Here is a 16,178-nt window from a genome sequence, read left to right on the forward strand (position 1 = left end):
TGTAGTAGGCATGGATAATTTCGTCGGCCCGTTCCTCCATCGCTCTGGGCCCCTCCAGCCGCACTACCTGCAAAGCCTCCACCAACCTCCCTCCCGCAGCATCCACCGGCTTCCATGCATCAGGGTGAGGCTCGCGTCCAAACGCCTGATCCACATAAGTCGACTGGTAGTCCTCGCACGCCCGCTCCACTGCGTGCCCAGCCTTCAGGGCCTCCGCGTAGGCGTCACGGCGCAGGCGATGCCGCCATTGCGCATGCGCGTCAGCAGACTGAGCCTGCGTCTGCCAGCGCGTAGTGGTCGCCTGCAGATATGCCTGCCAGCGTGTCGCTCGCCCCGCAGCAATGGCCGCGGCCGACGTGCCCACCATCCCCACTGCCGCACCGATCAGGGCCGCCAATCCTTGATCCCTAATGAGGAGTTTCCCCCCGAGATAACAGACAGTTGCCGACGCATACGACGATCGTTCCTTCGGACGCAGATATCACGGCCAGTCGGAGCAACCTGGCGCTCGGCCGTCCGCTCCCAGGTCTCGTCAGCTCCGACGTACAAGGCCGCCCAGCCGACGGGGCGCACACTCTCCGGCAGATGCGTGATGCTGCCGGACTCGGCGATACGGGCCGACAGGGTCAGGATACTTACGGCCCGGCTGACGTCGTCGTCGTAGCGGGCTGCGCTCATCACGGGTGCCCTTCCTCGGGGATGTTCCCGGCGCGGCGGGGGATGCCACTCCCCCGCCGGTGGTCCAGGCCCCGGCCCTCGGATGGGGCGGGGCAACGACGTCAGCCCCAAGTGACGCGCAAGCCCCGGGCCCGGGCGAACAAGGACAGCACGCGCAGCTCGCACAGCCGCGACTGGATGTAGCCCGGGGAGCAGCCGTAGTCGACGAAGCAGCCATCCGTGAGGGCCGGGCGCCGGCATCCTCAGTGCGTGAGAGCGCGGAGCGCTCGGTCCGGGCCGGAGGGCAGCGGAGGCCCGGCACGCAGCAAGGGGGGCGGTGCCGCGCAGCTGCACCGCCCCGGCCGTCGGCGACCGCTGCGCCGCCCCGTGAAGGAAATTGCTGTGCCCCGACGTACGTCAGCGCCCGTGACTTCGGGCGTCTTTGACGGGACATGGAACTGTCGTCCCGGACGGCTTGATCGGGCAGCCCACAGGGTGCCGAGGGCCTGACGTGCCGCAGTGTCCTCCTACGACACCCGTCAGCCGTCGAGCTGATCAGTCGACGGCCAGTTCGCGGAAGAGTGCCTCGAATCGGTTCAGGGTGTCCGGGTCGGCCTGCACGAAGAACTCCTGCTGGTACACCGTCAACTGGTGGGCGAGGCCCGCGTGGTCGAAGGTACCGGGCAGTCCGTCGCGTTCTCGGGCGACCTGCAAGCGTTGCAGGATGGGCTGGGGCGTGTCGGGCAGTTCGGCAGCCTGAAGGGGCCTGTCGACTGACCGGTTGTAGAGCCAGAGGTAGTCCTTGGTCGTGAACAGATCCTCGATGTCGGCTGTGTGCGGCAGTCCGTCGAGATTGCCGAGAACGACAATGTGCTTCTCGTCCACACCTACCGCTGCGGCAGCGCCGTAGACCTTCTTGGCCACGCTGGCCGTATGCGCTCCGTCGATCAGGGCGCGCACGTGCATCCGGCGCCCCATGACGGCGACGAAGGCCGGCATGGTGCCGATGCCGCCGACGGGGATGATGGCAATGCGCGGGTCGAGTGCGGCGCGGCCCTGGGGGCGCAGGTGCTCCGACATCCGGAGCAGGAACATGAAGTCGCTGCTGCCTTCCACCGCCAGGTGGGGACCTGCGCCGAGGAAGAGATGCTGGGCAACGGAGTACCCGAGGGCGGATTCGACGGGCAGGATCGTCGTCCGGTCCGCCGAGAGGCTGACCGGCGTGATGACTACGCCGAGCTCCGGGTTCTGTCGGGTGGCCCGATCGTGGATGGCCCGCATGGTCTCGTACCGGGTCGGGTCGATCATGTGCTGGGAGTGCGTGGTGTAGAGCACCTGCTGGTGGGTGCCGAGCTCGTCGAAGACGTAGCGCAGGAAGTCGCCCTGGGCCTCGCCGTGCAGGCTCAGGCCGGGCTCGTCCAGCAGGACCACGGTGCGCTCTGGATGGTCCTGGTATGCGCTGAAGGCGGCCAGGAAGGAGAAGAACCACCGGAAGCCGGCCGAGCGCAGCGCGAAGTTCGTTTTGACGTCGTTGCGCTCGTCGTGCAGCTCGATCTTCAGTACGCGCTCGCGTACCTCCTGGCTGGTGTTCGGGTCGGTGCGCACCACGGGCATGTCAGTCGCCATCACGACGGAGAGCGCGTCATTCTGCTTCCAGTAGCGGAAAACCTGATCGCTGAGCTCCATGCTGGCGGCCTGCAGCTCGGCCTCGCGGCTCTCGTAGTCCTCATCCAGCAGGTCGTCCGCGCCCTCGCCAGCCAGTTGCAGCAGGGCAAGCATGGTCTCGTCCCCTTCCTCGAGTGAGTCGGCGCACTGCCGCTCGACGAGGGTGACGATGTTGCATTCGCCGGGCAGTAGCTCGTAGTTGGAGAAGTAGAAGAACTTCGGCAGCAGCTCGAGCAGGAACTGGCCCGCTTCGCCGACACCGAACTGCGTCAAGCCACCGCGCGGATCAGCGAATCGGATGTCCACGACGCCGCCGCGGCCTATCTGACCCGCCCCAGCAAGCGGCTGCTGGCATGGCGTTCCTCCACGCCGCCCACACCCTGGGCGTCGACGCCCCCTACCTTGATGCGCATGTCGCACGAATCGATCCACGAGCACCTGCTGAAATCGGCCCGGAAGTGGGCGCGCACGGCTGTCGACGCGTACCTGGAGGAGCCCATCGACCAGGACTTCGCCGTGCACCACATGGCGGTCGCGGTGGAGCACGCGTCCAAGGCGTACCTGGCGTCCATCGCTCCCGTGCTCCTCGCGTCGGAGAAGCAGCCGAGCGTGGACGATCTCCTGGTCCTGACCGGGAACGAAGACAAGACGAAGAAGGGCCGCGCCGGACTCAAGACCATCGGCGGCGAGGGGGCCATCCTCAGGGCAGCCCAACTCCTCGGCCCCGAGCACAAGGCGCCGGCCAACCTCAAGGAACTGCGGGAGTCCCGCAACGGCATCACCCACATGGGGTGGGGCCAGCCCGTGACCGAGTGCCGCGCACTCCTGGCTGCGGGCATCGAGCACATCAACGCCCTGCTGAAGGCCCTGTCGACAGAGCCCGATGGCTTTTGGGGCACGCACCTCGAAGCCTGCACCGCGCTGGTCGCCCAGGCCATGACCGAGATGGAGATCCGGTACCAGGCAAAACTCCGGCAGGCCCGCGAGCGCTTCGCCGAGACCACCCGGCGCCTGTCCGAAGCCGAGATCGCCGAACTCGTCAGCAGCCTCTCCGCGCTGCCAACTGCCGCTCCGTGGCCGATCGCCGTACCCGCAGAATGCCCCGCGTGCGGACACACCGGCTTCGCAAGCGGCCGGGACAAGTCAGGGGAATACGGGGAAGTCTGGTTCCTCCCCAGGCTCTTCGGGTGCCGCCTGTGCGGTCTCACACTCACGACGTGGGAACTCGGCCTCGCGGGAATCAAGGGCCAGATACTCAACGAAGATGAAGAGCCCGACCCGGACTGGGAACCCAACTTCGAGACGTACTGAGAGCTCAGTCGGACGTCCCTCGGCCGCCCGTGGTGCCCCATCCACCGAGGAACTCGGACAATGCACGGCGCTGTTGTTCCTCGCGGGCAATCTGCTACGCGAGGACGGCGCGGTCGACGCACGGGTCGACGGCGGCGAGGACCAAGCGCCGGAGCTCGGGCCGGCTCCAGCGCCTCCACCTCCCACTGCACCGGGTGCTCGATGTCGAAACCGTAGCGGCGGGCGAAGCCCAGCCAACTCGGGTCGCCGCGCTTTCCCTCGGTCGCCGGGGCCCGTACGCGCGTACCTGCTCGTAGGTGAGCAGCACCCGGGTCACCGAGCTCCAGCAGCCCGTGCGCTCCACCCAGTCCCGCTCGATGTCCTCGCCCGAGCAGTCGAAGTCGCCGATCATCGCAAGGTGGGCTTCGCGGTGCTCGGGGGCGACAAGGTCGCGGACGACGTCGGCGTAGGACTGGGAGCCGAAACCCACAACACACGGGGCCAGCCAGGCACCCCACGCACCAGCAAGCCGCCTCTGAGCGTCAGCATTTGACCGTCCCTGCGGTGGGTCCTCAGGGGCAGCGGTGGCCCGGGGCGGGGTGGGCCATCCAAACCGCGACATCGGCGACCCGTAGCGCGCTGACCGTCTCGGGCAGGCCCGCACTCTGTCGCAGGCCAAGGAGCCGGTGGTGCAGGGTCGCGTCGTCCTCGCGCAGGGCGGTGCGCAGATCGGTCCAGAACGACGGCGGGTGGCCGAGCGCACAGCGCACGACCCGGTCGTAGACCGGCAGCAGCCGCGGCCGCTTGCGGGCTAAGAGCTTCCCGGCGATCACCCACCCAATTTTGTACTCGTCCTCCAACAAGCACCAGGCCCGGTACGCCGGCGAGCCGTCCGCGACGACCGAGATATCGGCGTCGGACAGATCGGTGTCGGAAGGGATGCCTCGCAGCAGTTCGGACAGTTGGGTGCCCAGCGGGCCTTCCAGCAGGTCAAGGGCGACGGGCGCGGGGACGGTCACCGACAGGGTCTGCACAGCTACCAGGTCCTCTGCGGTGAACCGGTCCGCGACCTGCCTACGGTCACCCCCGCCCGCCAGGTGCTCGAACCGGCCCCCCGTGAACACGCCGGCACCAGGGGGCAGGCCGATCCCGAAGTAGCGGCGCAGGTCGTCCACCACCTGCTCCGCATCCAGAACGGCGTTCAGGCGCTGCCCCACCACGGACGGCTCTCGCCTGGAGGAACCAGGCCCCGTGACGAGCTCGTTCATCTCAGATACCTGTGCCCTCATCTATGTCAGTTGTGACCGGTGGCGTCGGCTGGGCCGCCCATACCTCGCTGATCAGGGTGAAGGACGTAGTGAGCATCCCGGCCCCCCAGAGTGGGGGCATGACGGAATGAGCCCTCTGGCCGTGGGCGATGCGGTTGCGGAGCTTGCGCCCATCGTGGAGGAACTCCGTCTGCCGCTCGGTCAGGAGGCCACTCTCTTTGCCCTGCTTTATGAGGGCGTGGAGCGGCTTCGTGCCGGAGTCGGGGATCTTGGCCCGGAGGACGATCTCCATCGCGATCAGGGCGTGCAGGAGGGCCACGGTGGAGAACTCGTAGCAGAAGTAGGAGTGGCGCAGGAGCTCGCGGGCGGTGTGCAGCACCGTTGCCGCGGACTGCGGGATACCGGAGGGCACCGTCAAGCCGGCGACGATGTCGTGCATGTCGGCGTACTGGATGACGAAGTGATGGGCCCGGGGGTCGGGCACCGGGAACGGCAGGTGCTGATCGGCGGCGGCGTTCCACGGCAACGGCATCCGTGTGCCGCTGTCGGCAGACCCCGTCCGGGCAGGTGGCTCCTCCCCGAGGAAGAGCACAGCCAAGGCGATCTGGAGCACGAGCGCTGCCCGGTGCCGGGAAGGCGTGTCGACCAGGTCGTGCAGGACATTGTTGCGGAGGTTCATCTGCCCCTCGGCGTTGCCCAGCACTGTCCGGAGGACGAGGGGCCACGGCTCGGGGAAGCCGAGTTCATCCAGCTTGTCGAGGAGGGGGCCAAGCTGCTGGACCTGCCCGATGGTCTCCCCTTTTGCGTGCGTGATCACCGCGATGTCGGCTGCCTGGAGTCGGCGGCGCAGCGTGCCTTCGAGGCGTGGCAGCGCCAGGGCCAGGGCCGTGTCGACATCGCCCTCCCAGAACGCCTCGAAGGCGCGGGCGAGACCGCGTATCCGAGTCTCCGGAGCATGCTCCGGGCTGGCGAGGAACGGCACGAGGTCCTCCGCTGTCGGGCGGAACCGGTCGCGGACTCGGTCCAGCTGAGCTTCGACGACCAGGCCGTGCACGTCGAGGGCGAAGACGTGCTGCCGAAAGAAGAAGCCCTCTCCTCCGGTGCTGTCGCTCCCGACGGTGCGCGTCACGACGGGGCCGTTGGGGTTGATGTACACCGTCGGCAGGGACAGCAGCCCGGATGGCAGGGCCGCGGAGCCACTCATCGTGGGAGGAGTGGTGGCGATGAAGTGAAGTGCGTGCTCCATGCTGTCGGCGGCGTCGATGGCCGCGCTCGCTGCCTCCAGGTAGCCCGCGGGCAGGGGGACCGGGGTGCCGATGGTATTCATGGAAAGTTCGTCCCGACCGATCTTCTGCTGCGTTCGGCGCACCTCGCCAAGGGCGTCGGTCAGCCCGCTGTCGCGGGCATGTCGAGCAGCGTCTTCCAGGGCGAGGAGTTTCCGCAACCCGGTGCTGCTGTCGGACAGTTCCATACGGGCGCGGTGGATCTGTTCGTCCACGTTGCGGTGATCGTCGGCGCCCACCACGCAGCGCAGCTCTTCGAGGAACTCCACCCGGTAGTGGAACTGGCCCTCTCCGCAGTACTCGTCGACGGCACGTTCGAGCAGGGGGCGCACGGCGGACCTGTCGTGCGGGCTGACCACGAGCGGGGCGGTCATGAGGCCGAGCACGCCCGGCGACGGCGGCTTCCAAGCGAGCGCGGCCTGGCCGAGGGCGATCATCTCGCCGACGATGTCGGTACGCTCCGGCTGCCGCGTAGCGACCGCCAGGCCGTAGGCGAGCACCAGGGCGTCCGCTGCAGTAAGTCGGGCCACCTCGACTTCGAAGGATGCCGCCCCGCCCGGCTCCGGAGGGTGGACGAGTGCCTCTAGGTGGTCCTCCGCCTTCGTCAGCAGCGCGCCGGCAGCATCCCGGTAGCTGTGCACTGCGGAGCGGAGGTGCTCGATGGGCCGTGTCCCGTGCCGGGCCACCCAGAGCAGGTGATGAAGCCGGGCCCGGACCAGGGGGTGGGTCGTCTCGGGGGCGTAGGCGGCCCAGGCCTCAAGGACCGCGGGCGCCATATCTTTCACGGCCCTCGGAACCAGGTCACCGTTGTCGTCGGTGGTGCGGAACGATCCGAGAACGACGTCCCAGGTGCCGTCCTGCAGCCGGAACTCCATGGCCGCCCACAGGGCCGCGAAGTGCTCGCGCTCCTCCTCGCCCGGGTTCGTGTCCGACCAGCCAGCGCGCAGGACCCGCCCGACCTTGTGCAGTGGTTCGCAGGAGTCGACTCCGCTGTTCACCGCGCTGAGAACTGCTGGCTGAGCATCCATCTCGACTCCTGACTCCCGGTGTAGCGGTCGAACTCTAGGCGCCGTCCTGGCCAGAAACGAGTGGATTGTGAAGCTGGGACCTCTTCTGCATCGACGGCGTGGCTTGCCCGCTATGGACATGGGCTTACCGGCTTCTGCCAGAGGCTTGCCCCCGTCAACCGCGTAGACGGGAGACCCAGTTGGTGCCCTTCTGCTCGGGCGCGGCCTGATCCTGCTCAAAGTTCGGGCGGGTGCCACGAGCGTCAGTCCCGGGCCGCAGGTCGCAGGTCCCGCACAAGGACGGGTGCGGCTCCGGGACGATGTTCCAACCGGCGCCCTCTGCTTCTCTAGCGCTCCACCGTTCGCAGGTGAACTTCGCCCCGCAGCCAATGCATACGAGACATCGGGCCTCCCGCTCGGCCGGTCACCTTCGAGAAGGCCACGCCCCCATGACCGAATCGCACCCCAGGCACCCCAGGTTCGCCCTACGGTGCTGGCCATGAAGCTTTCAATGAAGAGCAGCAAGCCCGTGCCCGAGGACCGGCAAATGCTCACGGCCGGCCTGACGATGGCCGCCGAAATGATCACCGAGAATGCAGCCGACAGCCTGCGGGAGGGCCGGTGGTCGGACGCGGTCGCCGACCTCGCCGAAGCAGCCCGCCGTACCCAGGTCATCCTGCACGAGGCCATCGAGCGCGCTCTCGCCGAAGGCCAGACCCTGGCCAACGATGCGCACCTGTCGCCCGAGTACCTGCGCCAGGCCTACAAGCAGTTCGACCGCGGAACGCCGGCGCAGAGCGGTCCCGACCAGCAGGGCCGGGAACCCTGGCGCGTCCTGGGCTAACCGCGCCCACTCCCCTGGCCTCATCGCCCGGGGTCTCGTGCTGTCAGGCGCCCCGTGCCGGAGGCCCCCACTGCAACACGGGTGCCAGGCGGCCCCGTCCGAGGTGTCACCGCAGCTCATGGGTGCAACGCGCAGTTGCGTTGCACCGGCCGTGTTGCAGCGCCAGGTGCCGGGACGGGACCTGGCCCGATACGACCCGAGCTATGGGCCGCGCTTGATTACGCCCGGCCGGGCGAACGCCGTGACCGCAGGGTCGGGGATCCCGTTGGAAGCCGGTGGGCCCCGGCCGTGGCTCCGCGGCCGGTTCCCGATGTCGCCATCGACGTCGACGAGCGTTGGCGGCGTGAGGTGATCCGGGGTGCGATGGAGTCGGCCGCGAAGAAGACTGCGGCCAACAAGTCGGCGAGCGGACGGCCACACAAGCGGGCGTAGCAGGGAAGCTGAGCGTCGCCCCGAAGGGAGCGAGCCATGGCAGATGGTCCCGGCGCGGGGCAGCCTGAGGGTTGGCCCCCTGCGAAGCCTCCCCGCTGGCCGCAACCCGCCGGCCAGTCGATCGGCGGAGCGTCCCCGCAGCAGCCTCCTTCGAAGAAACGTCGGGGGCGGCGGTTCCTGTGGGGCTGCTCCGGCGCAGCTGTCTTCCTGATCGCCCTCATTGTGATCATCGCCGTGGCCAGCAGCGGCGGGAACAAGGCCTCCCCGCCTGCTTCCCCCGGCTCGTTGAGCCCCACCTCCGGCAGCACGGAACAGATCAAGCCAGCCAAGGCGGCCCCCACCCCCATCCCGCCCATCAAGCTCAGTGGAACCGGTCAGCAAGCAACGAGCCGCTTCACCGTGGCCGAGGGCCTCGCGGTCTTCCGGTCAACATGTTCCGCCTGCAAGACCAATTTCATCGTCACGCTGCTCGACAGTTCGGGCCAGACCAAAGACCTCCTGGTCAACGCCATCGGCACCTACAACGGCTCCAAGGGCGTGGGCATGAGTGCTGGCAGCTACCGCCTCACGATCCAGGCGGACTCCGCCTGGACCATCACCATCACGCAGCCGCGTCACCAAGCCGCGGTCTCCCTGCCCCACACGTACTCAGGGAAGGGCGACCGCATCGTCGGCCCCTTCACCGCAAACCACGCGGCGACCCTGCGCGGCACCCACAGAGGTAAAGCGAACTTCATCGTCACCGTCCTTGACGCGAAGGGCGACCTGCAGAACCTCCCCTTCAACCAAGTCGGAAACTTCAACGGCTCCACCGTCACTCAAATGATCAGCGGCGGTCCCTACTACCTCAACGTGACCGCGGACGGAACGTGGACACTGAAGCTCTCCAAGCCGTAGCGCTGCAGTTGTGACTGAGCGCTACCCGCCCCCTGCGCGCGTCAGACTCGCCCCACCTAAATCGAACATAAGTATCATTCTGGTGTGGCTGGAACGTACGGCTTCCCCAAGGACCTTCGCGCCGTGCAGCTCGACCTGCACAAAACGCGCGCGGAGACGCCGGAGCCGGGCTGGACGAGCGAGAAGCACGTGCTCCACGACCGTGTGGTGACCTTTCCCGACAGTCCCGGCTACACCGCTGAGCAGCTGGCGAAGGAGAAGCGGTTGCGCCAGCAGCTGCTCGCCCTGTCGATCGCAGTGAGCACGCATCCCTACTGGGAGGCGCCGTCACTGCAGAAGGTGGTCGATGCCCGGATGGCGTTGAAGCACGTCCACGAGCGGCCGAGAACGAGGCGGCGTAATTGGGCTGGCATGCGCCTCACTAACCGACATTGATCATGACGGGCGCCGCGGAAACGACTCCACAGAAACTGACACAGCCATCCTCGAAGATCGCGGGCGCGGGCGCCAGTCTGTTCCCGTACCGACAGCGTCTCGGGGACATCGCGGGCGGCCCGGCGGATCTGTCCAGGTCAGCTGGTGTCGTCGCTTCCCGTTCGGCCTAGCATCACGTGCCAGGCAACGCCGCTGTTCCTAGGGTCGATTCGACGGTCGCACCGACCATAGGAGGCTTCCTGTGAACTGCCGTACCACTGTGGGTGGCATAGCCCTGGCTGTCGCTTCCATCGCAGTTTTCTCTGGCGTTGCGCAGGCGCAGACGGATCTCGACTGCCGCGACTTCACGTTCCAGGAAGACGCACAAGCCGAGTTCAACAGAGACCCGAGCGACCCAAACCGGCTCGATGAGGACCAGGGCCCGGACGACGGCATCGCCTGCGAAGCTCTGCCCAGAAGAAGCAGCGAAACCAGGACCACCAAGCAGCCAGTAAGCCCGACCGCCCTACCTACTCGCGGTGCCAAGGGCGGCCTCGGCGGAGCGTCAGGTCCCAGCGGTCTCCAGACCGGCATCGGCTTCGGCCTCGCCCTCGGCTCCGCCGTAGCCATCGGCTACACGGTCACCCGACGCCGGCGCCGTATCTGACAGGTCCGGCTCCAGCGCGCCTTCCGCTCGGACTCGGGAGATCCGCTTGGGGCGCGGGGGTCGACGGTAGGGGCCGGGGCCAGAAATGTGGCATGCGAAGGGCGGTCGCTTCAACCCCCGGGAAGGCCAGTGGCATGGTGGCGCAAGCCGCGGAGGCTGTCAGGCTGGCTTCGACAGCGTGAGCTGGCTCCTCTTGTCAGTGGGTTTCGGCTCCACTTGGCGATCCGTCGGGCATGACCTGTCAGTGTGATTTGGCCCCCCCTACGTGTCGCGGCGTGTGGTTCTGGAGACGGTCGCGCCCCATGAGGCGTCGGTGGCGGGGAGATGTGCAAATCCAAGATCGAGCCGTGCACGGCCGCGATGGACACGCTGCCCACTGTGTTCCTGGACGGCGAGTTGACGAACTGGCCGACGACGTGCTGGCCCGCGTGGGTGGGAGCCCGGGCCGATAGTCCGGGTCCATGCGTGCGGTCAGGTGCTCCCCTGCTGGTTCTTGGTGTGGACGAGGCGGTAGGAGTCGTTGCCGGTCTCGATGATGCCTGGGCCGCTCGCTGCTGCCGCTTGCAGGCCCCGGCTGTTCTGGGGGGCGTGGTCCGGATCCGCCGGTTGGAGGCCGCAACAGCGGGGCGATGACGGAGCTACCACTGAGATCCGTCACTTACGCGCGGGGCCTGCTTGCCTCGGCCGTAGGGACGGCCTCGGCGGTGGCGCAGGTGTTCTGCGCGATGGTGCGGGTTCTGCGGGCTGTTCGCTTCGTATGAACCGACGTGCGCCATGAGAGCTTTCATATGGAGTTTTGCGTCAGCCCTTGAGTCGGCGCTTTCCTGTCACGATCTGGTCGATCCATAGTCGTCCGGTCCGGTGAGCCGACTTGTATGTCGGCGCGTATCCGATCTTCTGCGGAACGCCGGTTTCCATGTCGGTGACGACGACTCGGTACGCGGCCATCGTCTGGAATGCGGCGTTCCTCTGGCCGTAGCCGCCGAGGCGACCGCCGCTTCCGGTGAGGTTCTCAGTGACCGAGACCTCGAACCGGTCCGGGCTCAGGCTTCCGTCCGTGACCTTGGAGCCGAAGACGGCATCCATGGCCTCATGGCGGCGGGCCTTCGCGGCGGCGCGCTCGGTTGCGTCCTTGATCGCTGCCTTCTTGGCCATCTTCTCAGCCCTGGCTGTGGCCTTCTCGGTGAGCTTCTGGGCTTTGGCCCTTCCGTCAGCCATCTGCTCGGCCAGCTTGTCGTCTTCCGTCTTCTCGGATCTGAACAGCTTCATCTTTGTCCTCCTGCTCAGGGCAGGTCATGTCTTCTTCGAGCATCTCACCGGGCGGTAGCCGAATGCCCGGATAGGTTGGAGGCGAGGACTTGTCCATCGGCCACGTCAGGGCCGGCGAGGAAAAGGGGGCCATGCCGCAGCAGTCGGCCACACTCAGTTTGCGTCGCAGCCGATGCCGTCGCCGTCGCGGTCCAGTCGGTGCGGGTCGTCGTTGCCGACCCATACGGGTCCGGGCAGGTCTGAGCAGTCCACGTCGGGGCGGCCGGGTGCCGGGCCGTCCGGCAGGCCGGGGGGTCGGCGGGTGTCCGGCTTCGGTGATGTGGGGGTCTTTTCAGTTTGGGTGTTGCAGGCGGACCACAGTCCTGCATCGGCTTGCTCGGCGGTGCCCTCGGCGCGTGAGATAGCAGTCCAGTGCTTGTCGTTGGGCAGGTAGAGCGTTGCTTTGGCGTGGCCGGTACGGACGAGGCTCTCGTTGACGAAGGTGCCGTCGTCGTTCCACACGTACAGCAGGTAACGCCCGTACCGGTCTTTGAGGTCCGTATCGCGTTCGATCCGGAGTCTGCTTCCCGTTGGCATGAGCTCGGCAGCGCGGCGAGTGGCGTCCCGGCTGAAGCATTCGCCCTTCTCCGGCGCGTCGATCTCCAGTAGCCGGACTCTGGCAGGCGTGCCTGACGGGAGAATCTTTCCGTCGCCGCGGACCTCGATCGTGTCGCCGTCGATGATCCGTACCAGCACCGCGCTGGGGAAGGCAGGCTCCTGTGCCTGACCAGTCGGAGATGGGGTCCGCTTACGCGACGGGGACGCTGAGGGCGGAGCCGATGTCGTCCGCGGTGGGGCCGGGGAGGCAGGCTCCAGTGCCGTGGGGGACCTCGACGGCTGGGAACCGGAGCCGGTCATCTCCAAGATGCCTCCCAGCCCGGCGAAGGCCAGCACAACGGCGAATATGGCAAGAACGGCTGTGAGCCAGGGATGCCGACGCCAAAGGGACCGGCGCGATCCAGCAGTAGGAGGCTGGTTGCGGCGCCATCTGGACGGATCGGGACGCGTGGTTGGGGACATGTCCGCCCTCCTGCCGTGACGCGGGAGCGGTATCTCCAGTAGAGCACCCAGCGCGCCCGCAGAACACGCCAGAAGGACATGCAGTCGCCCCGTAGAGGCCCCGGGCCCCTTGTCATCGAAATACCGGGGCCCCCCTCCGACCAACCGCTGCGGCGTCCGGGTTGGGCTGGTCTTCGCGGCCGTGGTTAGGTTCCAGGAGGGCGAGCCGGTCGGTGACGGAGTCGAGTGATCCGTTAGGACGCAGGAGGCGAAGTTCTCGCGCATCTCCGGGTCCGCCCAATGCGGGCGGTAGCGGACTGGGCGACCACAGGACGTGAAGGCGCACCTGACGCCCCGTGAACAGGATCTCGGCGAGGGCGTCGATGGCGGGGCTGGTCTTCGGGTCACCCTTTCTCCCGGATCTTCTCCCGGTACCGGTTGAGCTGCTTCATGGTCGAGTTGATCTCTTCGAGCAGGATCATCAGGCGGGGTCCGACCCGCCACGACTCGATGTCGAGGACGTCGTCGTCCAGCTGCTCCGCGAGACGGATGCACCGGCGGCCCTCATTGCCATAGATCAGTGCTTCGTGGATGTCGGTGATGTCGCGGCAGTACGTCACGCCAGGCACGCCGCGAGCCCACACATGAGAGGACGCACGGCGATGCTCGACCATATGGCAGGCGAGTACAGGCGCTTGGAAGAGGCACGGCGGGCGGTTCTCACCGCGGCGCGCCACGCGCTGGACGGCAACGTCCGGACACTGCGACCCGAACGGGGTGATCTGCAGTCCTCCGGCGGCCGCTTATTGCTCGCCGCGCCGGGCCTGGCGGATGCTGTCCTCCAGGGCTTGCATCAGGTCGACGGAGGGCTGCGGCTCGGGAGGCTCCGCCCATCCCAGTCCTTCGAGCTTCGCCGTCACCACCTGTTCGAGTGCAGCTCCGTACTCGTCATGCACTTCCGCGATGTCCACCCCGGTCAGCTGCCCGATCAGCACCTCGGCGAGCTCCAGCTCCCGCTCGGTCACCGGGGCACTCGAAGCCATGTCGCCGGGCTGACGGAGCTCTTGGGGCCACCGCAGAGCGTGGACCACAAGGATGCCGCGGCGTGGGCGCAGCACGGCCAGGCGCTCGCGGGTGCGGACGGCGAACTTGGCGATGCCGACGCGGGCGGTGCGGGCGAGTGCTTCGACCAGGAGGGCGTAGGGGCGCTGGGCGACCGGTCCATCGGGGCCGGCGAAGTAGCCTCGGTCGTACAGCAGTGGGTCGACGTCCTGTTCGCCGACGAAGCCCATGATCTCGACCGTCTTGCGGGTGGCCAGGGGCAGGTGGTCCAGGTCCTCGTCGCGCAGGACGACCATGCGTCCGTCCGGCGCTTCCCAGCCCCTGCTGATCTCGGCTTCGCTGACCTCGCGGGCTTCGGCTTCGCAGACCCTCCGGTGCCGAATCCTGGACCCGTCGGCGGTGTGGACCTGGTGCATCCGCGGGCGCGGGTCCTCGGTCGCGGCGTACAGACGCACCGGAACGGTGACCATTCCGCAGGTGACGTGACCTGTCCAAAGGGCGCGCATGATCCAACTGTGCACACCCGGACCGAGGGCCGCGCGGCGGTTGCTCCACGAGGAGCGTGCCGTCCCCCGTCGGCCTTGGCGCGCGAGTTCGCCCGGCGCCCGACCGAGTGACTGGTGGCGTGCCGTGGCCCGCCAAATTCGAACACGAGTACGCTTACGTGTGTGAGCACCGCCTACCGTTTCCCCGGCCGCCTGCGAGCCCTGCAGCTGCAGGTCCACCGCGTCCGCGCCCAGTACGAGGCCATGGGCCGCCAGCTCCCGTGGGCAGTCGAAGCCACCGAGGGGTGGAGTTCGACCACCAAGACGTACAGCCCGCTGGGCGACCGGATCACCACCTTCCCCGCCTCGCCCGGCTGGACAGAGGAGCAGATCGACCAGTACGCGCGGCTGCGCCGTCGGCTGGTGCGGCTGTCGGCCGCGGTCATCACCCACCCGTGGTGGAGCAGCGTGCCGACCGGCGAGCAGGTCGATGCCCGCATGACGCTCAAGCGGCTGGAAGCGCCATCGACGGGCGCCGACAGCGGGCAGAGCATTGCGGCTGAGGCGGCGTAGCCGTCGTGGACGAAGTCGAGGGCCTGGCCGACGGGGAGCCGCCGTCGCAGTCCCCGACGCCGCCCATCCGGATCCGCCTCTACGGCGACCAGGAGCTCACCGGACGGCTCCATCACCGAGGGCAGGGCTCGACCGGGTCCTGGTTCTACCGAGTGAGCGTGACGCTCTGGGCCACCACCCAGCTCGGTGCCCGCGACGTCCCCGAGCCCGCCGACGTCGAGTTCGATGCGCCGCAGACGCATGTCCGGCCGATCGACGGCGTCTCCTACCAGGGCGTGCCGCTCACCCGGCACCGGGACGCGATCATCCGCGCCCGCACCGGGCGCCGTCTGCCCGATGCGCCGCCGCAGCACGAGCACGAGGCCGCACCAGCCGACGCGACGAAGTGGGGCGTGGAGCGGGAGCGGTACGCCTATGACGCCACCGGCCCGCGCCGTACCCGTGTACACACCGAGGACTGCCCCATCTACAAGGGGCCGTTCGACCTCAGCGCCACCCAGGCTCTCCAGGCCTTCGCGCAGCCCGGGGCCGCCGTCTGCACCATGTGCAGCGCCGACAAGACGATTGCTCAGCTGCGCCGGCACCCCACGCTCGGCACGCCATCAGCGCCTCAAGACCCGGGGCGGGGCCCTGCAGTTGGCCAGCGGGCACCGGAACATCCTCACCCGGCTGACGGGAGCGGAGCGTGATCGACCGCGACGCAGTCGAGATCCCTCCCAAGGAACTGTCGGTGGATCCCGTCTCGATCGAGACGTATGACCCGTTCGTCGACATCAAACTGTCTCTCGGCGGGCAGCCCTGGGCCGGGCTGGGGTACGAGCGGCGCAACTACGCCGACGGCCGCACCGCCTTCCGTGCCGACATCCGGCCCGTCCTGCCCGACGGCAGCTGGGGCCGCTGGTGCCCCGACACCTGGGTGTGGGGCGACCCCCGCGCCATGATCACCCGAGCCTTCGGCACCAGCCCGGTCGAAGAGACCGCCAGGCCCGGCGACGCCCAACGCGTGCGGCTCGGGCCGCCGCAGGGCGACAGCTACGTCCTTCCGCACATCGAGAACTTCGGCCCCGACCGCATGGTCCGCGTGCGGATCCGGCTCGGCGGGCAGTGGCACCCGGCGAAGGCCTTCCGGCGGTGGACCGACACCGACGGGGCGGTCTCGATCCACGTGAAGATCTGTCTCATCGAGGACGGGTGGCCGATGGACTACTGGCGCTTCTACCACTGGGACCCCGCCGCCATCGCCGAAAGCCACGAAACCGCCTGACCAGCCGGTCACCGCGGCACAGCCCGATAGCGTGAACCTCAGCGATCGACGAGGAGCAGGCCC

Annotated in this window: 18 protein-coding genes; 9 read left to right on the forward strand and 9 right to left on the reverse strand. The window is 68.2% G+C overall.

Annotated features, from left to right (window positions below; all coding sequences use genetic code 11):
• Positions 1-384: 384 nt before the first annotated feature.
• Both FBY35_RS00730 and FBY35_RS00735 read right to left on the reverse strand, forming a co-directional pair.
• The gene (locus FBY35_RS00730) at positions 385-678 is read right to left on the reverse strand and encodes a hypothetical protein (protein WP_142211916.1); all 294 of its coding nucleotides are present in this window, start codon (positions 676-678) and stop codon (positions 385-387) included.
• Between the two features lie 534 nt (positions 679-1,212).
• Positions 1,213-2,595, reverse strand: coding sequence for an ATP-dependent endonuclease (locus FBY35_RS00735; RefSeq protein ID WP_260848446.1), 1,383 nt, complete (start codon positions 2,593-2,595; stop codon positions 1,213-1,215).
• 138 nt (positions 2,596-2,733) lie between these two features.
• Between FBY35_RS00735 and FBY35_RS36755 the strand changes: the two genes are divergently transcribed.
• Positions 2,734-3,633 carry a hypothetical protein gene (locus tag FBY35_RS36755; RefSeq protein ID WP_260848447.1) on the forward strand — a complete coding sequence of 300 codons (900 nt, stop codon included), beginning with the start codon at positions 2,734-2,736 and terminating at the stop codon, positions 3,631-3,633.
• 94 nt (positions 3,634-3,727) lie between these two features.
• Here the strand turns inward: FBY35_RS36755 and FBY35_RS00745 are convergent, their stop codons facing one another.
• The 3 genes from FBY35_RS00745 to FBY35_RS36760 form a co-directional block, all read right to left on the reverse strand.
• Positions 3,728-4,102 carry a hypothetical protein gene (locus FBY35_RS00745; RefSeq protein WP_260848448.1) on the reverse strand — a complete coding sequence of 125 codons (375 nt, stop codon included), beginning with the start codon at positions 4,100-4,102 and terminating at the stop codon, positions 3,728-3,730.
• Between the two features lie 82 nt (positions 4,103-4,184).
• Positions 4,185-4,880, reverse strand: a complete 696-nt coding sequence (locus FBY35_RS00750) for a DUF6308 family protein (protein WP_142211919.1) — start codon at positions 4,878-4,880, stop codon at positions 4,185-4,187.
• 1 nt (position 4,881) lies between these two features.
• On the reverse strand, positions 4,882-7,191 hold the full coding sequence (locus FBY35_RS36760; protein ID WP_260848449.1) for a hypothetical protein: 2,310 nt from the start codon (positions 7,189-7,191) through the stop codon (positions 4,882-4,884).
• Between the two features lie 478 nt (positions 7,192-7,669).
• Here FBY35_RS36760 and FBY35_RS00760 point away from each other — a divergent pair, with 478 nt between their 5' ends.
• The 5 genes from FBY35_RS00760 to FBY35_RS00775 all read left to right on the forward strand — a co-directional run bounded on the left by FBY35_RS00760 (position 7,670) and on the right by FBY35_RS00775 (position 10,424).
• Complete coding sequence (locus FBY35_RS00760; RefSeq protein WP_142211920.1) at positions 7,670-8,014, forward strand: hypothetical protein; 345 nt, start codon at positions 7,670-7,672, stop codon at positions 8,012-8,014.
• 288 nt (positions 8,015-8,302) lie between these two features.
• Positions 8,303-8,446: a hypothetical protein gene (locus FBY35_RS35965; protein WP_160159189.1), complete on the forward strand. Its 144-nt coding sequence runs from the start codon at positions 8,303-8,305 to the stop codon at positions 8,444-8,446.
• A 36-nt stretch (positions 8,447-8,482) separates the two neighbouring features.
• A complete protein-coding gene (locus FBY35_RS00765) occupies positions 8,483-9,343 on the forward strand; it encodes a hypothetical protein (protein WP_142211921.1) in 861 nt (286 codons plus the stop codon).
• An 84-nt stretch (positions 9,344-9,427) separates the two neighbouring features.
• A complete protein-coding gene (locus tag FBY35_RS00770; protein ID WP_142211922.1) occupies positions 9,428-9,778 on the forward strand; it encodes a hypothetical protein in 351 nt (116 codons plus the stop codon).
• 241 nt (positions 9,779-10,019) lie between these two features.
• Positions 10,020-10,424, forward strand: a complete 405-nt coding sequence (locus tag FBY35_RS00775; protein WP_142211923.1) for an excalibur calcium-binding protein — start codon at positions 10,020-10,022, stop codon at positions 10,422-10,424.
• 801 nt (positions 10,425-11,225) lie between these two features.
• Here the strand turns inward: FBY35_RS00775 and FBY35_RS00785 are convergent.
• The 4 genes from FBY35_RS00785 to FBY35_RS00800 all read right to left on the reverse strand — a co-directional run bounded on the left by FBY35_RS00785 (position 11,226) and on the right by FBY35_RS00800 (position 14,299).
• Positions 11,226-11,693, reverse strand: coding sequence for a hypothetical protein (locus tag FBY35_RS00785; protein WP_142211924.1), 468 nt, complete (start codon positions 11,691-11,693; stop codon positions 11,226-11,228).
• Between the two features lie 153 nt (positions 11,694-11,846).
• Entirely contained in the window at positions 11,847-12,428 is a 582-nt protein-coding gene (locus FBY35_RS00790) for a thermonuclease family protein (protein WP_260848450.1), read from the reverse strand.
• 707 nt (positions 12,429-13,135) lie between these two features.
• Entirely contained in the window at positions 13,136-13,360 is a 225-nt protein-coding gene (locus FBY35_RS00795; RefSeq protein ID WP_142211926.1) for a hypothetical protein, read from the reverse strand.
• Between the two features lie 174 nt (positions 13,361-13,534).
• Positions 13,535-14,299, reverse strand: a complete 765-nt coding sequence (locus FBY35_RS00800) for a Ku protein (protein ID WP_142211927.1) — start codon at positions 14,297-14,299, stop codon at positions 13,535-13,537.
• Positions 14,300-14,461: 162 nt separating this feature from the next.
• Here FBY35_RS00800 and FBY35_RS00805 point away from each other — a divergent pair, with 162 nt between their 5' ends.
• From FBY35_RS00805 to FBY35_RS00815, 3 genes are read left to right on the forward strand one after another with little or no spacing between them, the layout of a single operon-like run.
• On the forward strand, positions 14,462-14,851 hold the full coding sequence (locus FBY35_RS00805) for a hypothetical protein (protein ID WP_142211928.1): 390 nt from the start codon (positions 14,462-14,464) through the stop codon (positions 14,849-14,851).
• 5 nt (positions 14,852-14,856) lie between these two features.
• Positions 14,857-15,540 (forward strand): DUF6233 domain-containing protein, encoded by a 684-nt coding sequence (locus tag FBY35_RS00810; protein WP_142211929.1) that lies wholly within the window; start codon positions 14,857-14,859, stop codon positions 15,538-15,540.
• Positions 15,537-16,115, forward strand: coding sequence for a hypothetical protein (locus FBY35_RS00815; RefSeq protein ID WP_142211930.1), 579 nt, complete (start codon positions 15,537-15,539; stop codon positions 16,113-16,115). Before FBY35_RS00810 ends, FBY35_RS00815 begins: the two co-directional genes overlap by 4 nt.
• Positions 16,116-16,178: the final 63 nt, after the last annotated feature.

The sequence above is a fragment of the Streptomyces sp. SLBN-118 genome (assembly GCF_006715635.1).
GTDB lineage: Bacteria > Actinomycetota > Actinomycetes > Streptomycetales > Streptomycetaceae > Streptomyces.